At 56.5% G+C, this 16,136-nt stretch carries 16 protein-coding genes; 6 read left to right on the top strand and 10 right to left on the bottom strand.

What is annotated here, in order from left to right; genetic code table 11:
- The first annotated feature begins 59 nt into the window (after positions 1 to 59).
- The gene (locus tag Poly51_RS13200) at positions 60 to 1,475 is read left to right on the top strand and encodes an aminotransferase class III-fold pyridoxal phosphate-dependent enzyme (RefSeq protein ID WP_146458190.1); all 1,416 of its coding nucleotides are present in this window, start codon (positions 60 to 62) and stop codon (positions 1,473 to 1,475) included.
- A 5-nt stretch (positions 1,476 to 1,480) separates the two neighbouring features.
- Complete coding sequence (locus Poly51_RS13195; protein WP_146458188.1) at positions 1,481 to 2,518, top strand: arginine N-succinyltransferase; 1,038 nt, start codon at positions 1,481 to 1,483, stop codon at positions 2,516 to 2,518.
- A 20-nt stretch (positions 2,519 to 2,538) separates the two neighbouring features.
- Here Poly51_RS13195 and Poly51_RS13190 read toward each other — a convergent pair whose 3' ends face one another.
- Genes Poly51_RS13190 through Poly51_RS13175 form a run of 4 tightly spaced genes read right to left on the bottom strand, consistent with a single transcriptional unit; the run spans position 2,539 to position 6,324 of the window.
- Complete coding sequence (locus tag Poly51_RS13190; RefSeq protein WP_146458186.1) at positions 2,539 to 2,868, bottom strand: prepilin-type N-terminal cleavage/methylation domain-containing protein; 330 nt, start codon at positions 2,866 to 2,868, stop codon at positions 2,539 to 2,541.
- Positions 2,868 to 4,031 (bottom strand): type II secretion system F family protein, encoded by a 1,164-nt coding sequence (locus tag Poly51_RS13185; protein WP_146458184.1) that lies wholly within the window; start codon positions 4,029 to 4,031, stop codon positions 2,868 to 2,870. The genes Poly51_RS13190 and Poly51_RS13185 overlap by 1 nt, the downstream gene beginning before the upstream one ends.
- Before the next feature lie 50 nt (positions 4,032 to 4,081).
- Positions 4,082 to 5,830 (bottom strand): GspE/PulE family protein, encoded by a 1,749-nt coding sequence (locus Poly51_RS13180; protein WP_146458182.1) that lies wholly within the window; start codon positions 5,828 to 5,830, stop codon positions 4,082 to 4,084.
- Positions 5,827 to 6,324: a response regulator transcription factor gene (locus tag Poly51_RS13175; protein ID WP_246114471.1), complete on the bottom strand. Its 498-nt coding sequence runs from the start codon at positions 6,322 to 6,324 to the stop codon at positions 5,827 to 5,829. Before Poly51_RS13175 ends, Poly51_RS13180 begins: the two co-directional genes overlap by 4 nt.
- A 209-nt stretch (positions 6,325 to 6,533) precedes the next feature.
- Between Poly51_RS13175 and Poly51_RS13170 the strand changes: the two genes are divergently transcribed.
- Complete coding sequence (locus Poly51_RS13170; RefSeq protein ID WP_146458179.1) at positions 6,534 to 7,685, top strand: GGDEF domain-containing protein; 1,152 nt, start codon at positions 6,534 to 6,536, stop codon at positions 7,683 to 7,685.
- On the opposite strand, the gene Poly51_RS13165 is transcribed toward Poly51_RS13170, so the two are convergent.
- Genes Poly51_RS13165 through smpB form a run of 3 tightly spaced genes read right to left on the bottom strand, consistent with a single transcriptional unit; the run spans position 7,682 to position 10,260 of the window.
- A complete protein-coding gene (locus Poly51_RS13165; protein WP_146458177.1) occupies positions 7,682 to 9,061 on the bottom strand; it encodes an ABC transporter permease in 1,380 nt (459 codons plus the stop codon). The genes Poly51_RS13170 and Poly51_RS13165 overlap by 4 nt on opposite strands.
- A 3-nt stretch (positions 9,062 to 9,064) precedes the next feature.
- On the bottom strand, positions 9,065 to 9,748 hold the full coding sequence (locus Poly51_RS13160; protein ID WP_146458175.1) for an ABC transporter ATP-binding protein: 684 nt from the start codon (positions 9,746 to 9,748) through the stop codon (positions 9,065 to 9,067).
- On the bottom strand, positions 9,745 to 10,260 hold the full coding sequence (smpB, locus tag Poly51_RS13155; protein WP_146458173.1) for an SsrA-binding protein SmpB: 516 nt from the start codon (positions 10,258 to 10,260) through the stop codon (positions 9,745 to 9,747). The genes Poly51_RS13160 and smpB overlap by 4 nt, the downstream gene beginning before the upstream one ends.
- 157 nt (positions 10,261 to 10,417) lie before the next feature.
- Here smpB and lipA point away from each other — a divergent pair, with 157 nt between their 5' ends.
- Positions 10,418 to 11,338 (top strand): lipoyl synthase, encoded by a 921-nt coding sequence (lipA, locus tag Poly51_RS13150; protein WP_146458171.1) that lies wholly within the window; start codon positions 10,418 to 10,420, stop codon positions 11,336 to 11,338.
- Between the two features lie 38 nt (positions 11,339 to 11,376).
- Here lipA and Poly51_RS13145 read toward each other — a convergent pair whose 3' ends face one another.
- Genes Poly51_RS13145 through Poly51_RS13135 form a run of 3 tightly spaced genes read right to left on the bottom strand, consistent with a single transcriptional unit; the run spans position 11,377 to position 12,619 of the window.
- Complete coding sequence (locus Poly51_RS13145) at positions 11,377 to 12,084, bottom strand: SDR family NAD(P)-dependent oxidoreductase (protein ID WP_146458168.1); 708 nt, start codon at positions 12,082 to 12,084, stop codon at positions 11,377 to 11,379.
- A complete protein-coding gene (locus Poly51_RS31795; RefSeq protein WP_146458166.1) occupies positions 12,081 to 12,251 on the bottom strand; it encodes a DUF2256 domain-containing protein in 171 nt (56 codons plus the stop codon). Before Poly51_RS31795 ends, Poly51_RS13145 begins: the two co-directional genes overlap by 4 nt.
- The gene (locus Poly51_RS13135) at positions 12,248 to 12,619 is read right to left on the bottom strand and encodes a hypothetical protein (protein ID WP_146458164.1); all 372 of its coding nucleotides are present in this window, start codon (positions 12,617 to 12,619) and stop codon (positions 12,248 to 12,250) included. The genes Poly51_RS31795 and Poly51_RS13135 overlap by 4 nt, the downstream gene beginning before the upstream one ends.
- A 322-nt stretch (positions 12,620 to 12,941) precedes the next feature.
- Here Poly51_RS13135 and Poly51_RS13130 point away from each other — a divergent pair, with 322 nt between their 5' ends.
- Together Poly51_RS13130 and Poly51_RS13125 are read left to right on the top strand one after the other, a co-directional pair.
- Complete coding sequence (locus Poly51_RS13130) at positions 12,942 to 13,502, top strand: CIA30 family protein (protein WP_146458162.1); 561 nt, start codon at positions 12,942 to 12,944, stop codon at positions 13,500 to 13,502.
- 329 nt (positions 13,503 to 13,831) lie between these two features.
- A complete protein-coding gene (locus tag Poly51_RS13125; RefSeq protein ID WP_146458159.1) occupies positions 13,832 to 16,075 on the top strand; it encodes an ankyrin repeat domain-containing protein in 2,244 nt (747 codons plus the stop codon).
- The last annotated feature ends 61 nt before the right edge of the window (positions 16,076 to 16,136 follow it).

Raw genomic sequence — 16,136 nt, 5'->3', positions numbered from 1 at the left:
TTGGAATCGAGTCACCATCGTTTTTTTTCTCTTTTGCAGTCGGCCCGGAGTTTGTCGTCGTGGAATCATCGGTCAATCAACCACTCAAAGCAGAAGCACTGCGAGCCGATCCGCGAATCGCTGAGGCCCGTCGCCTGATTCAGGAAGCCGTTGCCGACCACGGCAGCCAATTGACCGGGCCGAAGCCATCCGATCCGGCGCGACAAGCCGCTTTCCAAACGCTGCTCGAAAAACTCGGTGCGACGCGTGGCGGGCCTCCGTTTTGGCCCTACTTGTCGTCCGGATTGGGCAACGGACCGTTTGTCGAATTGGCCGACGGCAGCGTCAAGTTGGACTTCATCGGCGGTATCGGCGTACACGGTTGCGGGCACAGCCATCCGGCGATGATCGACGGTTCGATCGATGGTGCTCTCGAAGACACCGTGATGCAAGGGAACCTGCAACAACACCCGCCCAGCATCCGCATGAGCGAACGACTGATCGATTTGGCCAAGCAGAACGGCGCTCGAATGGATCATTGCCTCTTGTCGACCAGCGGCGCGATGGCGAACGAAAACGCGTTGAAGATTGCGATGCACCACAAGTCGCCGGCCGATCGCGTGATCGCGTTTGACAATGCGTTCGCGGGCCGTTCGCTGGCGATGGCCGCGTTGACCGACAAGGCGAAGTACCGAATGGGATTGCCGTTGGCCGTGCAGGTCGATTACTTGCCGTTTCGTGACCAAGGCGAACCGAAACGAAGCCAGCGATGGGCCGTCGACGAACTGCATCGATTGCTCAAGCGACATCCGGGTCGTTACGCCGCATTTTGGGCCGAACCGATCGCCGGCGAAGGCGGCTACTATCCCGGCAGCCACGAGTTCTTTGCCGCCCTATGTAAACCACTTCGCGATGCCGGTATCCCGATCATCTTTGATGAAATCCAATCCTTCTCGCGAACGTCGATGCCGTTTGCATTTCAACACTATGGGCTGGACGAGTTCTGTGACATCGTCACGATCGGAAAGATCACGCAAGTGTGCGCGACAATTTATGGCAAGGACTTCGTCCCCAAAGGCCCCATCCTCAGCCAGACGTTCACGGGATCCTCGTCGTCGATTGCGACGGGAATGAGGATGTTGGATCTGTTGTTGTCGGAAAACTGTTTTGGCAAAGATGGCAAGAACATGACCCGCCACGAATACATGGCGGGTCATCTCGAGCGACTTCACAAGAAGTATCCCGAATTGATTCGAGGCCCCTACGGCGAAGGGATGATGATCGCGTTCACGCCCGGCGATGGAAGCTATGATCAAGCCAAGTTGATGATGGATACGATGTTCGATACTGGATTGATGGGCTTTGTGTGTGGCGCCGATCCGACCCGAGTTCGGTTCCTGCCCCCACCCGTCACGACGACTCACCAGCACATCGACGCCGCCATCGATTTACTGGACAAGTCGCTGCAAGTATTCGCCAAGAAACTGGGGTCGTGACCACGATGATTTCCGTACGTGCCGTGCGCATCGACGACTTAGACGATCTGTTGAAGTTGGTCCGATCAGCGACACGCGGACTGACATCACTGCAACTCAACCGCGAACAACTGCTCGACCGAATCGAACAGTCCGTGTTCGCGTTGAGCCGAACCGGTATCTCCCTTCGCGACGAACCGTACGTGTTGGTGATGATCGACGACACCGCCGGCGAGATCGTCGGCACATCAACCATTTATGCAAAGACCGGCGGCCATCAACCGTTTTATGCCTACCAGATCCGGGCCTCCGATCATCACTGCGATCAACTGGACATCAGCCAACATCGTAAGCGATTAGAAATCTATCGGACGCATGACGGTCCCACGGAAATCGGCAGCTTGTTCTTGCGAGGCAAGTACCGTGGTGGCGGACGCGGGCGTTGGTTGTCGCTTGCCCGGTTCATGCTGATCGCGATGCGGCCCCATCGCTTTTCCGAAACCGTGATCGCCGAAATGCGCGGCCGCGCGATGCCCGACGGAAGCGTTCCGTTTTGGGACGCAGTGACGGGCCGATTCATTCCCGTCGAATTTGCAAAGGCGGATGCGATGTCGACGGTTTCCAAAGACTTCATCGAATCGATGATGCCCCAGCACCCGATTTATTTAGATTTGTTGCCCGCCGAGATCCGGCAGGGTTTGGGCGAAGTCCACGACGAAACGCAACCGGCATTGGGTCTATTGAAATCCGAAGGCTTTCGCAAAACCGACTTGATTGACATCTTCGATGCCGGTCCGGTCGTCGAGTGTGACACCAACCGTATTGGCGCGGTCGCCAGATGCCGTGAAACGATCGTCGGCGACATTGTCGACGCTGGCAAACCGCCCGACGACACGGCAGTTCAAGACGTGATTCTGGCCAGCAAACACGACGGATTCACCAGCGTGCTTACCCGTGCGACGATCCGTGAAGAGCGAATCGACGTGTTGGCGAAAGACGCCGTCACGTTGGGGATCGAGAAGGGGGCCGGATGCTGGACGCTAACGCCCCGCGCATCGCGTTAACGGGCACCCATTTTTGGGGCCTACTTATGCGTTGAACAGACCACCGTGCCGGATCGGTCCAACTGGAATGCATTGCCAGTGACCGGGCATGTCGGCAACGGACCACCCCAATACTCGGTGCTCGTCAATTGACGAAGGTCGCTGCTGGGCGATGAACTCGTGGTATCGGTGAAACGTCGAACTTCGGTTTGAACCGTTTCGCGACACAGTTCGCAACTGCGCGAGTGCGCCGTGTCGCCCGGTGTTCGGTACTGCGAGATAGCGATCGTGGCAACGATTGCCGCGATCATGACCGCGGCAAGTAATTCGACCAACGAAAACGCACGACGTGGGCTTCTTGAAACTGGCATCACTCGAGCACCTCGAACATGTGGAACATGGGAGTATAAATCGACAGCACGATGCCGCCAATCGCGATCGCCAGTCCGATCGTTAGCATGGGTTCAAGCATCCCCACCGTCGCATCGATGCGAGACTCCAATCGTTCCTGCAAGTGTTTGCAGGTGCCTCGCATGGCTTTCGGAAAGTTGCCCGACTGCTCCCCAACGCCGATCAACTGGCAAAGGGTAGCTGGAAAGAACCGTTCGTGTTTGGCAAGTTCGGCACTGAGTTTCTCGCCCCGTTGAACGCTGCGACGAATGCTCTCGCCAGCCGCTCTGACTTCGCGGTTGCCGATGCAATCGACGGCGACTTGGACGGCGTCGACGGGTGTGTAACCACATTCGACCATCGACGAAACGCTTTCGGCAAACTGCAACACCGCGATGTCGCGAAGCCAAGGCCCGACCAACGGAATGCATAAAAGTGCATTGTCCATCAGTCTTGATAATTTTGGCTTCGACCGCATGAAGCACCAAACCACCGCGATCGTCCCAAAGAAGGGAATGACGGTCCAATAGTAGTTCAGAACCACACGGCTCATGCCCGTCACAACTTGCGTGACCGCTGGCAAGTCCACGCCAGCGCCGCTGTATACGGTTTCGAATTCGGGCACGACGACGACGCACATGAAGATCATCAAGCCCGCCCCAGCCATCGTGATCAAAATTGGATAGCTGATTTTCTTGATGATCCGCTTCTTCAACGCAACGCGGCGTTCCATCTGTTCGCACACGCGAGCGAGCGCCATTTCCAACGATCCACTTCGTTCGCCGATGCGTATTTGTTGAATCTGCATCTTCTCGAACGTGCGCGGATACCGTTCCATGCCCGTGCTTAGTAGGTCACCTGCTTCAATCGTCGACCTCAATCGCAGCAAGACGTGACGGTACTTGCGACTGCTGCGATCGGCCGCCAGCGACGACAGCGCCTTTGGCAACGACAATCCGTTCTCCAACAGCATCAGGATCATCCGAAGCAGACCCGCTAGCGCCGCCGGCGGGATCTTCGTTGAATCACCCTTTCGCTTGGGTCCGATTTCGATCGAATTCAACTTTCGTATCCATGCCATCAAACCGCCGGCATTGGCCGATTTTCCAGTTTGCGAAGGATACGAATTGGTGTTTGCGTACATGGTGAACGTCTTGCGAAAAAAGTTGCGAATCTGCGGTGGCGTACCGACGATCAAGTCGTCGTGGTTTCCGTGTCACGCCGTCCGTTGGCAACTGTTGTCGATTCCGTCTTGCGGCGATCACCGCTGGTCTTAAAGTAAACCTCTTCGATCGATGTTCGACCGGCGAGTGCTTGTTCCAATCCTGCATGAGGCAGTTCGACCATTCCTGCGTCGATTGCCAATTGTTGGAGTTTTGAGTGGGGAACACCTGCTTCGATAGCCATCGTGATTTCGGGCGTCATCGGCATGATTTCGAAAATCGGAATCCGCCCCGAGAACCCCGTGCCCAAGCACTTCTTGCATCCTTCGCCACGATAAAATTTGGCGTCACGAGGCACCTTTCGATCGGGATCGATCGCGTCCAGCAGTTTCACGTTGGCTGGAACGGCAAGTTTGCAGTTGTCACAAACGCAGCGAAGCAATCGCTGGGCGACGCTACCCAAGAGTGAACCGGCAATTTTGAAATTGTCGACACCAAGATCGCTGAGACGTTGAACAGCGCCAACGGCATCGTTGGTGTGCAGCGTGCTGATCATCAAGTGCCCGGTCAACGCGGCCTGGATCGCGGTCGTCGCGGTTTCGGAGTCCCGAATTTCCCCGACCATGATCACGTCGGGATCCTGACGCATGATGAATTTCAACGCGTTGGCAAAGCCCATTCCGAATTCGTTATCGCTTTGAACCTGATTGATTCCAGCCAAGCGAAACTCGACGGGGTCTTCCACCGTCACGATGTTGCGGTCGACCCGATTCAAATACTGTAGCGCCGCATACAACGTGGTGCTCTTACCGCTGCCCGTCGGACCGGTCACGACGAACATGCCGTGCGGCTTGTCCAGAATCTGGCGCAGCATTTCGTGGTCGCGCGGCATCATTCCGATGCTTTCAAGCTGGAACGTCTTCCCGCCTTCATCCAGCAGTCGAAGCACCAACTTTTGACCATCGACCGTGGGGATGCCGCTGACGCGAAAGCCCACGCGTTTGCCGTTTTCGTAGACGTTCAAGTGACCGTCTTGGGGACGCCGATTCTCCGTCGTGTCCATGTCGGCCATGACTTTGATACGACTGATAACGGAGTCTTCAATGTGGTTGGGGATCGTCATCACTTGCTGAAGTTCGCCATCGACGCGGTATCGAACGCGCATCTCAGGTTTATATGGTTCCAAGTGAACGTCGCTGGCACCGGCGGTGACCGCACCCGACAGAATTGCTTGGACCAAACGCACCACGGGTGCATCTTCTTGTTCCACCGAAATCATCGAATTGCTGTCGCCATCTTCAAGCGACGATTCAAGCAACTCTGTCAGCTTTAGGTCAACGATCGTTTGCCTTGCAACACTGCGGTCGTCATAGACTCGGCTGATCAGTGCCACGATGTCGTCGGCCATCGCAACGGTTGGATGGATTTGATAGCCGGTCATCAATTCGACTTCGGCGATCGTTTCGATATCGTCGGGTGCAACCATCGCCAGCGTCATGGTCTTTCCCGAGATGTCGATCGCACCGGCCTGTTGCGAACGAGCAAAGTCTTCGGGGATCAATCGGGCAATCTGTGGATTGACGTGCGCCGGATCGATGTCGATGTAGGGAACTTCGAACTGCTCTGCCAGCGCATGGCCAAGTTGTGCCGTTGAGAGCAGTTGCTGGCTTACCAACCAATCGCCAATCATTTCGCCGCGCGGTTTGGAAGCGAACGCGGATTCCATTTGGTCTGCGGAAAGCGTTCCTTGCTCGATCAGAATATCGCCCAGTCGTCTCATCGAGTGGCTCCTTGTGCAGTCGTGCGTTGTGCAGACGGACGTTTACGCCCCGCCGATGACAACGACACGGCAAGTCGCCGTTCAACCTTTTCTTCCATCACCATCGGATCAAAGGGGCTGATCAAGTAGTCTTGCGCACCGGCGTGGAAAGCCCGTTCCACCGTTTCTAGGCTGGTATCGATCGAGAAGATCAGGACGGGGATTTCAGACGTCGACTGGTCCGCGCGAGTTCGTGCAACCCATTCCAACCCGTCGCCGTCGGCCAACATTGTGTCGACAATGATCAAGGCCGGCGCAGATTTGCTGATCGACGCGCTCGCTTCATTTCCACTGGCTACCGTTTCCACTTGGTACCCAAGCAGTTCAAGTCGAAACGACGTCAGATCGGCCAATACAGGTTCAGACAGAACCAATAGCAGTTTTACACCGGACGAATTGAACACAATTGATTTACCTTCAACGGGCAGCGGCATCGACTTCGATAGCTTCGGCAACGAACTCTAGGTCACGATTGAACCATCGACGTCTCCCTTTGTCGTTATCGCCCGCATGATCGCGACAATCGGAAGCATCGATCCGAATCGCTATCATCGCGGGACCTTGTTGGTTAGATCGGACGACTCGTCTTCGCGGATAACGCACACTTCAGTGCGTAGAGTTTTCGATACAAAAGCCACAATCGCCGACGAGTCGGATTTCGCCCTTGTTCAATGCACTGTTCGCCTCGCTTCGATTGGCCATCGCAATCGTCTGCATCGGACTTAGCCTGGTGCTGGCGGGACTTTGGCTGGATCTGTTTGAACATCCGCTGCGGATGATGGCCTTCTTCACCATCGCCGGCATTGCGGTGTACTGGGCATTCGTTCTTTGCGTGATGCGAAGCTTCGAAGTCAGCCAGGTCGTACCCGACCGTGTTCGTGAAGCACTCGACACGCTTTCGGAAGGCCTGCTGGTGATGGACGAACGCGACCGAATCGTTCTCGCCAACGAAGCGTTCAGCCGAATGGTAGGGATCAGCCGCGAATCGCTTTTGGGTCGTCGGCCCGGCAGGCTGGCGTGGGTTTGTAGCGAAGTTTCCGATGGTGACGATTTTCCATGGCTTCGCGCGGTGCGTGAACAACGTCAACAGACTGACCAATTGATGCGTTATCGATTGGCCGATGGCAAATTGAGATTTTTTTCGATCAATGCTTCATCCGTCACCGGCGACGACCGCGCCACTCGTGGCGTTTTGGCGACGTTCCGCGACGTGACCGTGTCGGAAGAATATCGGGCTCATCGCGAACAAACGCTAGCGATGCTTCGCAGCAGCCGAGATGAGATCAGCACCCAAAATCGCGAGCTGACAATCCTGGCGTCTCAGGACTCGCTGACCGGATGTTTGAACCGACGTTCGCTGGCCGATCAGTTCGACCGACTTTGGACGTCCGATCCGACGACGGGGCATCCCATCGCTTGTTTGATGGTGGATAACGACCACTTCAAGAACGTCAACGATAACTTCGGGCACCCCGTTGGCGACGAAGTGCTCCGGCGAGTTTCAAAGATTTTGATCGAGTCGTTTCCGCCCCCTGCGCTGGTGTGTCGCTATGGCGGCGAAGAATTCTGTGTGGTTTTGCCCGGCACACCGATTGATTCGGCGGTGGAACAAGCAGAGCAGATTCGACAAGCCATCGAAGCGGTTCACGTGGCAGCGGTACCCGACCTGAAGTTGACGGCCAGCATCGGTGTCTCCGAAACCGGATTCGGGGCTGCATCGCCCAGCGCTCTGATCGCGGAAGCGGACGAATGCCTGTACGTCGCCAAGGGCAGCGGCCGCAACCGAGTGATTCGTTACCGCTCGAAACCAACCTAGGCCGCTAGGTTGCTTCCCACATCGGTTCGATAGGCCGACCATGCCGGTAACAGTGCCGCGAACAACGCCAAGCCGATCACCACCGGCAAGATGTAGAGCTCGTACCCACTGGTGCTAAGAAAGCCCACTTGGATACCGGTTTGGTCTTCGATGCGACCGCTGTAAAGGGCAATTGCCGCGTGAGCAAGTATCCAACCCAAAACGCCGCCGATGACCGCGATGATCAGACTTTCGGCAATGATGATCGCCGTCACCGTTTCTCGCCGGGCACCAAGTGCTCGCATCACAGCGATGTCTCGGCGACGATCGTTCATCGAGTTGTAGATTGCAACCAACACACCGATGGCGGCAACGAAACACGTGATCAACGTGATCGCCAACATCGCCGACATCAACGGCCCAACGATCAGGCTCATCAGTTTATTGATCTCGCCCACCGGCGCGGCCGCCTGGCTGCGGATGCCTTCGTTGATCGCGTTCTGCATCCCGGGTGCAAACATGACGTTGCCGTTGCGAACCAGGATCGACGTGACTTCGCGCTGGGGGATCGAAAGCAGCTTGAACTCGCCGGGGTTGGTCGGCGGCGTGGGCTGTTCGACTTCGGCCGGTTCGGTGCCGTCTTCATTCTTTTCGATCGGCTTGGCGTGACCGTCCATCAAATAGAAGCCTTCCAAGTTCACGAAGGCCGCGCGGTCGTTGGGCGTGCCCGTCGAATCCATCACGCCGACGATCGTGAATCCCAAATCATGCCCGTGTCCGGTCGGATCGCCGTGAGTCGGATTGAACGTATCGCCAACGCCAACGTTCATCTCTTTGGCAACGCGAGCTCCGACGACGGCTTCGAAGTAACCATATTCGTCGGAATAGTTTTTTAGCGCCCGTCCTTCGCGAAACGTGAATTCTTGATCCAGTTCCTCGCCGTGACGAAGTTTCTCAAAGAAATCAGGCGTTGTTCCGACGACTCGAAATTCGCCGAAGTAATCACCTAGGGCAAGCGGAATCACAAATCCACCGGAAACGAACGGCGCGTAACGACCGCCTCGCTCTCCCAGTGCCGGGTCACCGCCGAACTTCTTGACCATCGCGGCGCGGCCGTCTTTGTCGAAAAACTCCATGTACTCGGTGTACGGCAAGTTCTCGATCGGTTGGCTCAAGTAGAAGACACTGTTGAGCGTCAATTGCAGCGGGCTGCCCTTGGGGCCAACGACCAGATTGTAACCGACGTACGAATTGCGAGTGAACGCTTCGTGGATCACGCCATAGATTGACAGCACCAAGACGACCAACCCGACGCCCAGCGCAAGCGACATCGTCGTCAATACGCTGGAAAGCGAACGATGCCAAAAATTTCGCCACGCGATTTGAATAAGTGACATGAATCAGGCAGTGGGTGCGAATGCGCGGTTGATGTTTTCGAGTCGTTCGATCCGGTCGAACTTGGACGCAACGTCCATGTCGTGCGTGACCATCAGCATCGCCACATTTTCTTCGCGACAGGATGATCGAATCAGTTCCAGCACACTCTCGGCGCTGACCGGATCCACATTCGCGGTCGGCTCGTCCGCCAACAGCAACCGTGGCTTGCCGGCAAGGGATCGGGCGATCGCGACACGCTGTTGTTGTCCGACGCTCAGCTGGCTGGGGCGATAGTTGGCGCGGTCGGCCAAGCCGACTTTGCCGAGCAACTCTTTCGCTCGCCCCGCGTCGTGTCCGCCTCGTCCGAACGTCATTCCCAATTTGACGTTCTCGAGCGCCGTGAACGCAGGCAACAAATTAAAGGTTTGAAAGACGTAACCAATTGTCGAGGCGCGAAAACGATCGCGACCTTGTTCGCTAAGTCGCGTCAATTCGGTACCGGCTAATTTGATCGAACCCGAATCGGGTGTCAGCAAGCCAGCAATCAGATGTAGCAGCGTCGTCTTGCCGCCACCGCTGGTACCGACCAGCGCTACCTGCTCGCCTTCGGCAATGCTCAGCCGCTGGACGTCCAGCACGTTCAATCGTCCTCCGCCAGGTTGCGGAAACGATTTCACGACATCGGTGATCTGTAACAGGTTGCTCATCGTCTCCTCATCGCACGTTGCAGGCCGCGGTCGGTTTCTCGTTTCTTGATCGTTTCACGTTTGTCGTGCAATTTTTTACCTTTGACCAAACCCATCACGCATTTGGCGATGCCACGTTCGTTGAAGTGCACTCGCAGCGGGATCAGCGTTAGGCCACGTTCATGGGCCTTCCCCGCAAAGTTGTCGTACTCGCGGGCGTGGACCAGCAACTTGCGAGGGCGGCGGGGATCGTGGTTCCACATCCCGGCGTTCTTGTAGTGCGAAATGTCTGCGCCGATCAACCAAAGCTCGTTATTGCGGACGCGGATATAGGCTTCGTCGATCGACAATTTGCCCTCCCGCATCGCCTTGACTTCGCTGCCCATCAGCATCATGCCGCATTCGACCGAGTCGATGATTTCGTACTTGTGCTTGGCTTTTCGATTGTCCGAAACGAGCTTGATGCCCGGATCGGCTTTCTTTTTGCCGCCGGCCGCTTTGGTGGTTGCTGTGGTTTTGTTTTTCTTAGGCATGACGGGGGCGATTGTAGAGGTCGAGTGCGTTTAGCCACAACTCTAGTGCGAAAGTCTGCCGTCGCCTCTTTTCGATTTGGTTTCCGCACTACAATGCGTTCCCGGAACCGTTTTGGTTCACTCTCGCCCGCCCGATTTCACCATTTGTCGCGTTTCCATGGCTTTCCGCTTACCCGTCATTGCCGAACCCGAAATGCCCGAAGGCGCTGAAACCAGTGCAACCGGGCGGTTGCCCCGCTGGTTGAAACGGCCAATTCCCAAAAGTAACGCCAACCACATGACGTCAGAACTACTGACCGAATTGCGTTTGGAAACAGTTTGCGAGAACGCCAAATGCCCCAATCGGATGGAATGCTACAGCCAGCAAACCGCCACGTTCATGATTCTTGGCAATGTGTGTACCCGCCCCTGTGGGTTCTGTTCGGTGCACCGCGGCCGGCCACCCCAATTGCCCGAAGTCGACGAGCCGGCCCGCGTCGCCGAGGCAGCCGCCCGTTTGGGGCTCAAGCACGTCGTCATCACCAGCGTGACGCGTGACGATTTGCCCGATGGGGGTGCCCAGCACTTTGCCGACTGTATCGTTGCAGTCCGCGAGCGAACGGGGGCATCGACGGAAGTGCTGACGCCGGACTTCGTGCACTGCAAAGACGCGCTGAAAATTGTCATCGACGCGAAGCCCGATGTTTTCAACCACAACATGGAAACCGTCCCGCGACTGTACCGTCGCGTTCGCGGTCCCAAGAGCGACTATCGATGGACGCTCGGAATGATGAAACAAGTCAAACAGTACGACCCGAAGGTCAAGACGAAGAGTGGCTTGATGCTTGGCTTGGGCGAAGAACGTGGCGAACTGCTGGACGCGTTGGCGGATCTTCGCGAGTATGACGTCGATTTTTTGACACTCGGCCAATACTTACAGCCGGGCGAGAAATACTTGCCCGTCGTTCGATTCGTGCCGCCGGAAGAGTTCGACGAAATCGGCGAGATCGCCAAATCGATGGGCTTCAAGAAAGTCGCCAGCGGTCCCTTTGTTCGAAGTAGCTATCACGCACGCGACATGGCCGAAACGGAAATTTAGCGTCCGTCGGCGGTCGTTCGCGGGAGAGCTCGCCGCGGCTAAGAAACTCGCAGCGTCGACATGCCACCGTCGACGGCGAACACTTGGCCGGTGATCCACGGTGACTGGTCGCAAAGCAAAAATTCGGCCATCGCCGCGATGTCGTCGGCCATCCCGACTCGGCCCAACGGATGCCGCTTGCCCATCGCCGCTTTCTTTTCATCACTCGAAAGCAGTCTTGCCGCCAACGGAGTATCGGTCAGCGACGGTGCGATGCAGTTGACGCGAACCGTTGGGGCAAGTTCCGCGGCTAGCGAGCGCGACAATCCCTCTACGGCGCCCTTGGCCGCCGCAACAGAAGCGTGCATCGGCAATCCTTGGCCGACGGCAACGGTGCTGAACGTGACGATCGAACTGTGGCCGGCGTTCTTCATCGCCGCCATCGCTGCTTGCACGCACTTGACCGCGCCAACCACATTGATGTTGAAATCGGCGATCATGGTTTCGGGCTTCACCCCGCGAATCGGCCCCAGATTGATCGAACCGGGACAGTACGCCAAACCGTGGATCGAATCGGGCATCATCGACCCGGTGATGTCATCGGTCGTGACATCGACCGCGATGTGAGTCACGCCCGCTAATTCCGTCAAGTGATCGCTGGTCCGCGACAGCACCGTGACGCTGGCGCCTTTCGCGACCAATCGTTGCACAATTCCCAAACCGATTCCGTGGCTGCCACCGACGACGACGTAATTCTTTTGGCTCATCTTGGTTCTGTTTTTTCGAGTTTAGATTCGGTGGGTTTCGCCGGACGACTGCGTCGGCATCGCTCGCTGCAGTACTTCACTTCGTTCCAGCATTTGGCCCACTTTCGACGCCACTGGAAAGGCCGATTGCAGACGCAGCAGACTTTCGGTTCGGTGTTTGGGCTCATGGTCGTTCGCCGAGGCGAGCCAGGATCAACTGGTACAGCGAGACTCGTTCCCGGCCGTTGGTGATCGCATCTTCCTTGGCAAGATGGTCGGCCACGTCAGCATCGCCAACGCCCAATTCTCGCAAGACTTCGCGGCAATCCTCCCACGTGGGCAACCACAGCATCACTTCGCGGAAATGATCCAGACCGCCAGCTAGCGACATGAAGTGGTCGTAGTTCAATACGAAGTAGACGCCCGGTTGGAACGGCGAACCCCGCTGGATCAAGTCCGATTCATCCAGCACATAATTCCCCACCGACGGAACCCAAGGGATTCCGCCCAGGCGAAGTTGCGAGGCGAGTTGGATCTCTTCGGCGGTAATTTTCATCGGGATGGGCATAGCTTGGTGGATCACGCCTATAGGTTATCGACAAGGCAAGGCCGCCGCGCGGTCGATGGTAAAGCGACGGAGCGCGGCCAAGGTGCGTCATTTCGCGAACTCTCTGCCGCAAAGCCCGAAGGTCGATCGCGGCTAACCGGCCGTTGATTTACTTCCCCATCCAAAACCTAGAATGAGCCCAGCGCCGTAACGCCTCGCATTCCCTGCCCAGGGAGGGTGAAATTGATGTGTCGATACCAAGACCCGGGGAGGGAGGTGACGATGCCCTAAGATAACCGGTCCGCTTCCTCCTTTTTTCGTTGGTGTTCGCATGGTTCGGTTACTGTTGGTTTGTGGCATGATGGTCGGATTCTACGTTCCACCCGCGTCGGCCCAAACGGCTCAAGCCTTGTTTGAATTCACTGACCAGCACGATGCATCGCGATGGCAAATCGTCAACGATGGCGTGATGGGTGGACGATCGAGCAGCCAAGCGACGATCACGGGCGAAGGCCAGATGCGGTTCTCGGGCAACCTGTCGCTAGAGAACAACGGCGGTTTCGCGTCGGTGCGATCGCTGCCGCAATCGATGGGGCTGGATGCCGGCGAGACCATTGTGATGCGTGTGAAGGGAGACGGCCGCAAGTACACGTTCAACCTCTACACGCCCGATCGAAGAACAGCGTTTTCGTACCAGAAAGATTTTCAGACCACCGCCGGCGAGTGGACTGAAGTTCGTTTACCAGTCAACGAGTTCGTTGCCCATTCGTTTGGCCGCCGAGTCGCCAACATGCCGCTCGACGCCACCCGCGTGCAGTCGATCGGCATTTTGCTGGGCGACAAAAATCCCGGCGGCTTTGAAATTCTGGTCGACTGGATTCGCGTCGAGTAACCATTCTCGAATCGCAATCGTCACTGACTCAGCGGCCGCGTTGGAATTCCATCGTGGCCATTTTTCTTGCGCGGCCATGCGTCCGGCTGGTTTTGAGTCGATTCGTCGTTTCGATGGCTGCGATACTTTCGTTCGGACTTACCCGACGGCGTCTTCATGGAATGTCCAATCCAATGTTCTCTCGACTGGGTCATTCGCCAGCGATTCAATTATCATAATCTCGTCGAAACCAAGCATAAGCCGATCGTTGCGGATGCTTCGGAATTACGAGCGAGGTGGTCAAATTTTCCGCAAGCGATTGATCTCAGCTGTTCAACGGAGAGAAGACAATGAAGATGCCCAATCCGGATCACGAAATGTTGGTGGAAGCGATTTGTGACGGGAAATTGGAAGAGGTCGCGCAGTGGTTAGACAAAGGTGTTTCCCCCAACGGACCACCGGTGTGCCCTGCTTTTGCCCGGCCTTTAGCTTTAGCGATCAGCAGCGGTCATCTCGAGATCGCCGAGCTTTTGGTGGCCCAAGGTGCGAGTCCCAGCACAGGAGTCGATGCGCTGCGGGATTGCATTGACAACTTGGAATTTGGTGAATGGATTGATCGCATCATTGCGGATGCCAGCCCTGACTTGAGCGAGAGTTTCCAAGAAGCGTTCGTGCATGCCTGCGAGGAAGGCAAACGTGAGATTGCTGAAAAGATTTTGGCGGTCTGCCCGCCGCCCGCCGAGTTTACGTTTCGTCGCTGTCCCCTTGGACAAGCGATCTGTTCGCAGCAGACAGAGATCGCGTTGTGGCTGATCGACGTTGGATTCGGTCCGCAAAGCCATCTCGCCAATGAGAAGCCGCCCGTCGTCTATGCGATCGTCGCGGACGAACCAAGCGTGCTGAAACGATTGATCGAGAAGGGGCAGTCAATCGATCTGAAAGTGAGCGGTCATCAAACGGTCTTCACGTGCATTCCCAAGTTGTACTCGCGACTTCGCCACGTGAGAGACTTCCCAAAGAACGAGAAGTTTGAAGTCTTCCACGAAGGCGGTCTCTTGCATGTGGCTGCGGTTGCGGGCAGCCCGAAGTGTGCGGCTTTGTTGTTGGAAGCAGGGTTGGTACCGCAGCTGGTCGATAGTGAAGGACGAACACCGACGATGTTGGCAGCCATCGGTGGAAAGCACACGGCCGCGGTTTTGACGTTGCTGCCTGAACCGGACCTCAAAGATCCGAAGGCGGTGCTTGATTTGATGACCCGAGGGCTTCACGACGGTGACGCCGACGCGGTGAAGAAGGCGATCGACCATGGTTTTGAGGTTTCTACGCCAATCAGAACGTCTTACGGCGTGGTGTGGACGCCGCTGACGTTCGCTGCGCTTCACGGTCACTTGGCGGTCGTGCAAACCCTGATCGATTCCGGAGCCGACATCGATCGTTCGGATTGGACGGATCGCAAGCGGCCCGAGATGAAGGGGATTCGCTATTTGTACAACAATGGTGGCTTAGAAACATTTGCTGAACCGGCCGCTCCGATTGATCGAACGGCTCTCGCCTGGGCGGCAATGCACGGACACGTCGATGTGGTCAAGCACTTACTCGATTTGGGTGCTGATCGGGTACGTTTGGATGCTTTGTCGATGACGGCGCTGCACACCGCAGCCCTGGGGGACCAGCCAAAAGTCATATCGTATCTTGTCGACGCAGGGCTCGACCTGCATGCCGAGGCATTCGACAAAATGACGCCGCTGCATGTGGCGGCCCAGGTCAATGCGATTGCCTCCGTCAAGAAACTGCTAGCACTCGGCGCGGATCCGACGCGGCTGAACAAGAGTGGTGAAAGTCCCTATCTCGCGGCGAAACAGGCCGGGAAACCAGGGGCGTATCGGGCTTTGGAACCACACACTCCGGAGGAGTTGAGAAAAAAGAAACGCAATTCGAAACCTCCTGCGCCGTCGTTGGTTGGAAGCAACAACGAACGCAAGAAGATCCTCGCGGCAGCCAAGACGCGATTCGGTAAAGACGCCAAACAACTTAGCTGCAAGAAGACAATTGATCGCTTGGCGCGCCAAGCCGGCACGGACGAATTCGTTGCGGTTGCCGAAGCCATTCGTAAGAAACTGAAGGCAGCGGAATGGCAACGCTGGGACGATACTCCACAAATACTCTGCTGTGAAAACGTGAAGATCACGGACGCCAGGTTACTGAAAATTCAAACAGAGTTTCTTCCGCAGTCCGTCTATCTTACTCGAGGCCTGCTGCGCGGCGATGATGGTGTGACCGTCCACCTTGTTCCCACCAGTAATCTGTTTGAGAACTTTGTCGCGTTTTATACCGATGGAATCAACTCAGGGATCCATCATGAGTTGATTCTCGCTTGGCTGATGGACTTGCACGATCGGCATCCCTACGAGCTGATTGGCATTGGTCATGATGGGGTGGAACCTCGGTTCACTGCGGCACCCGCGGACCCCGAATCGTTATTGCGAGAACTGTTGACGATCTGTCCTCCTGAGGATGAGGAACAAGCAGCGACGAAGTGGCTTAGTAAACGCTTGAAAAGCAAAACTCCCCAGCCGTTTCTGTGGTGGGATTGATCGAATGAAGGACGATCGATCCACGTCTTCTCCGCAGGTTTTGGTCCTGCGACCTTGGTCG

The organism is Rubripirellula tenax (genome assembly GCF_007860125.1).
GTDB lineage: Bacteria > Planctomycetota > Planctomycetia > Pirellulales > Pirellulaceae > Rubripirellula > Rubripirellula tenax.
This window is presented reverse-complemented; position numbering and strand designations above follow the sequence as displayed.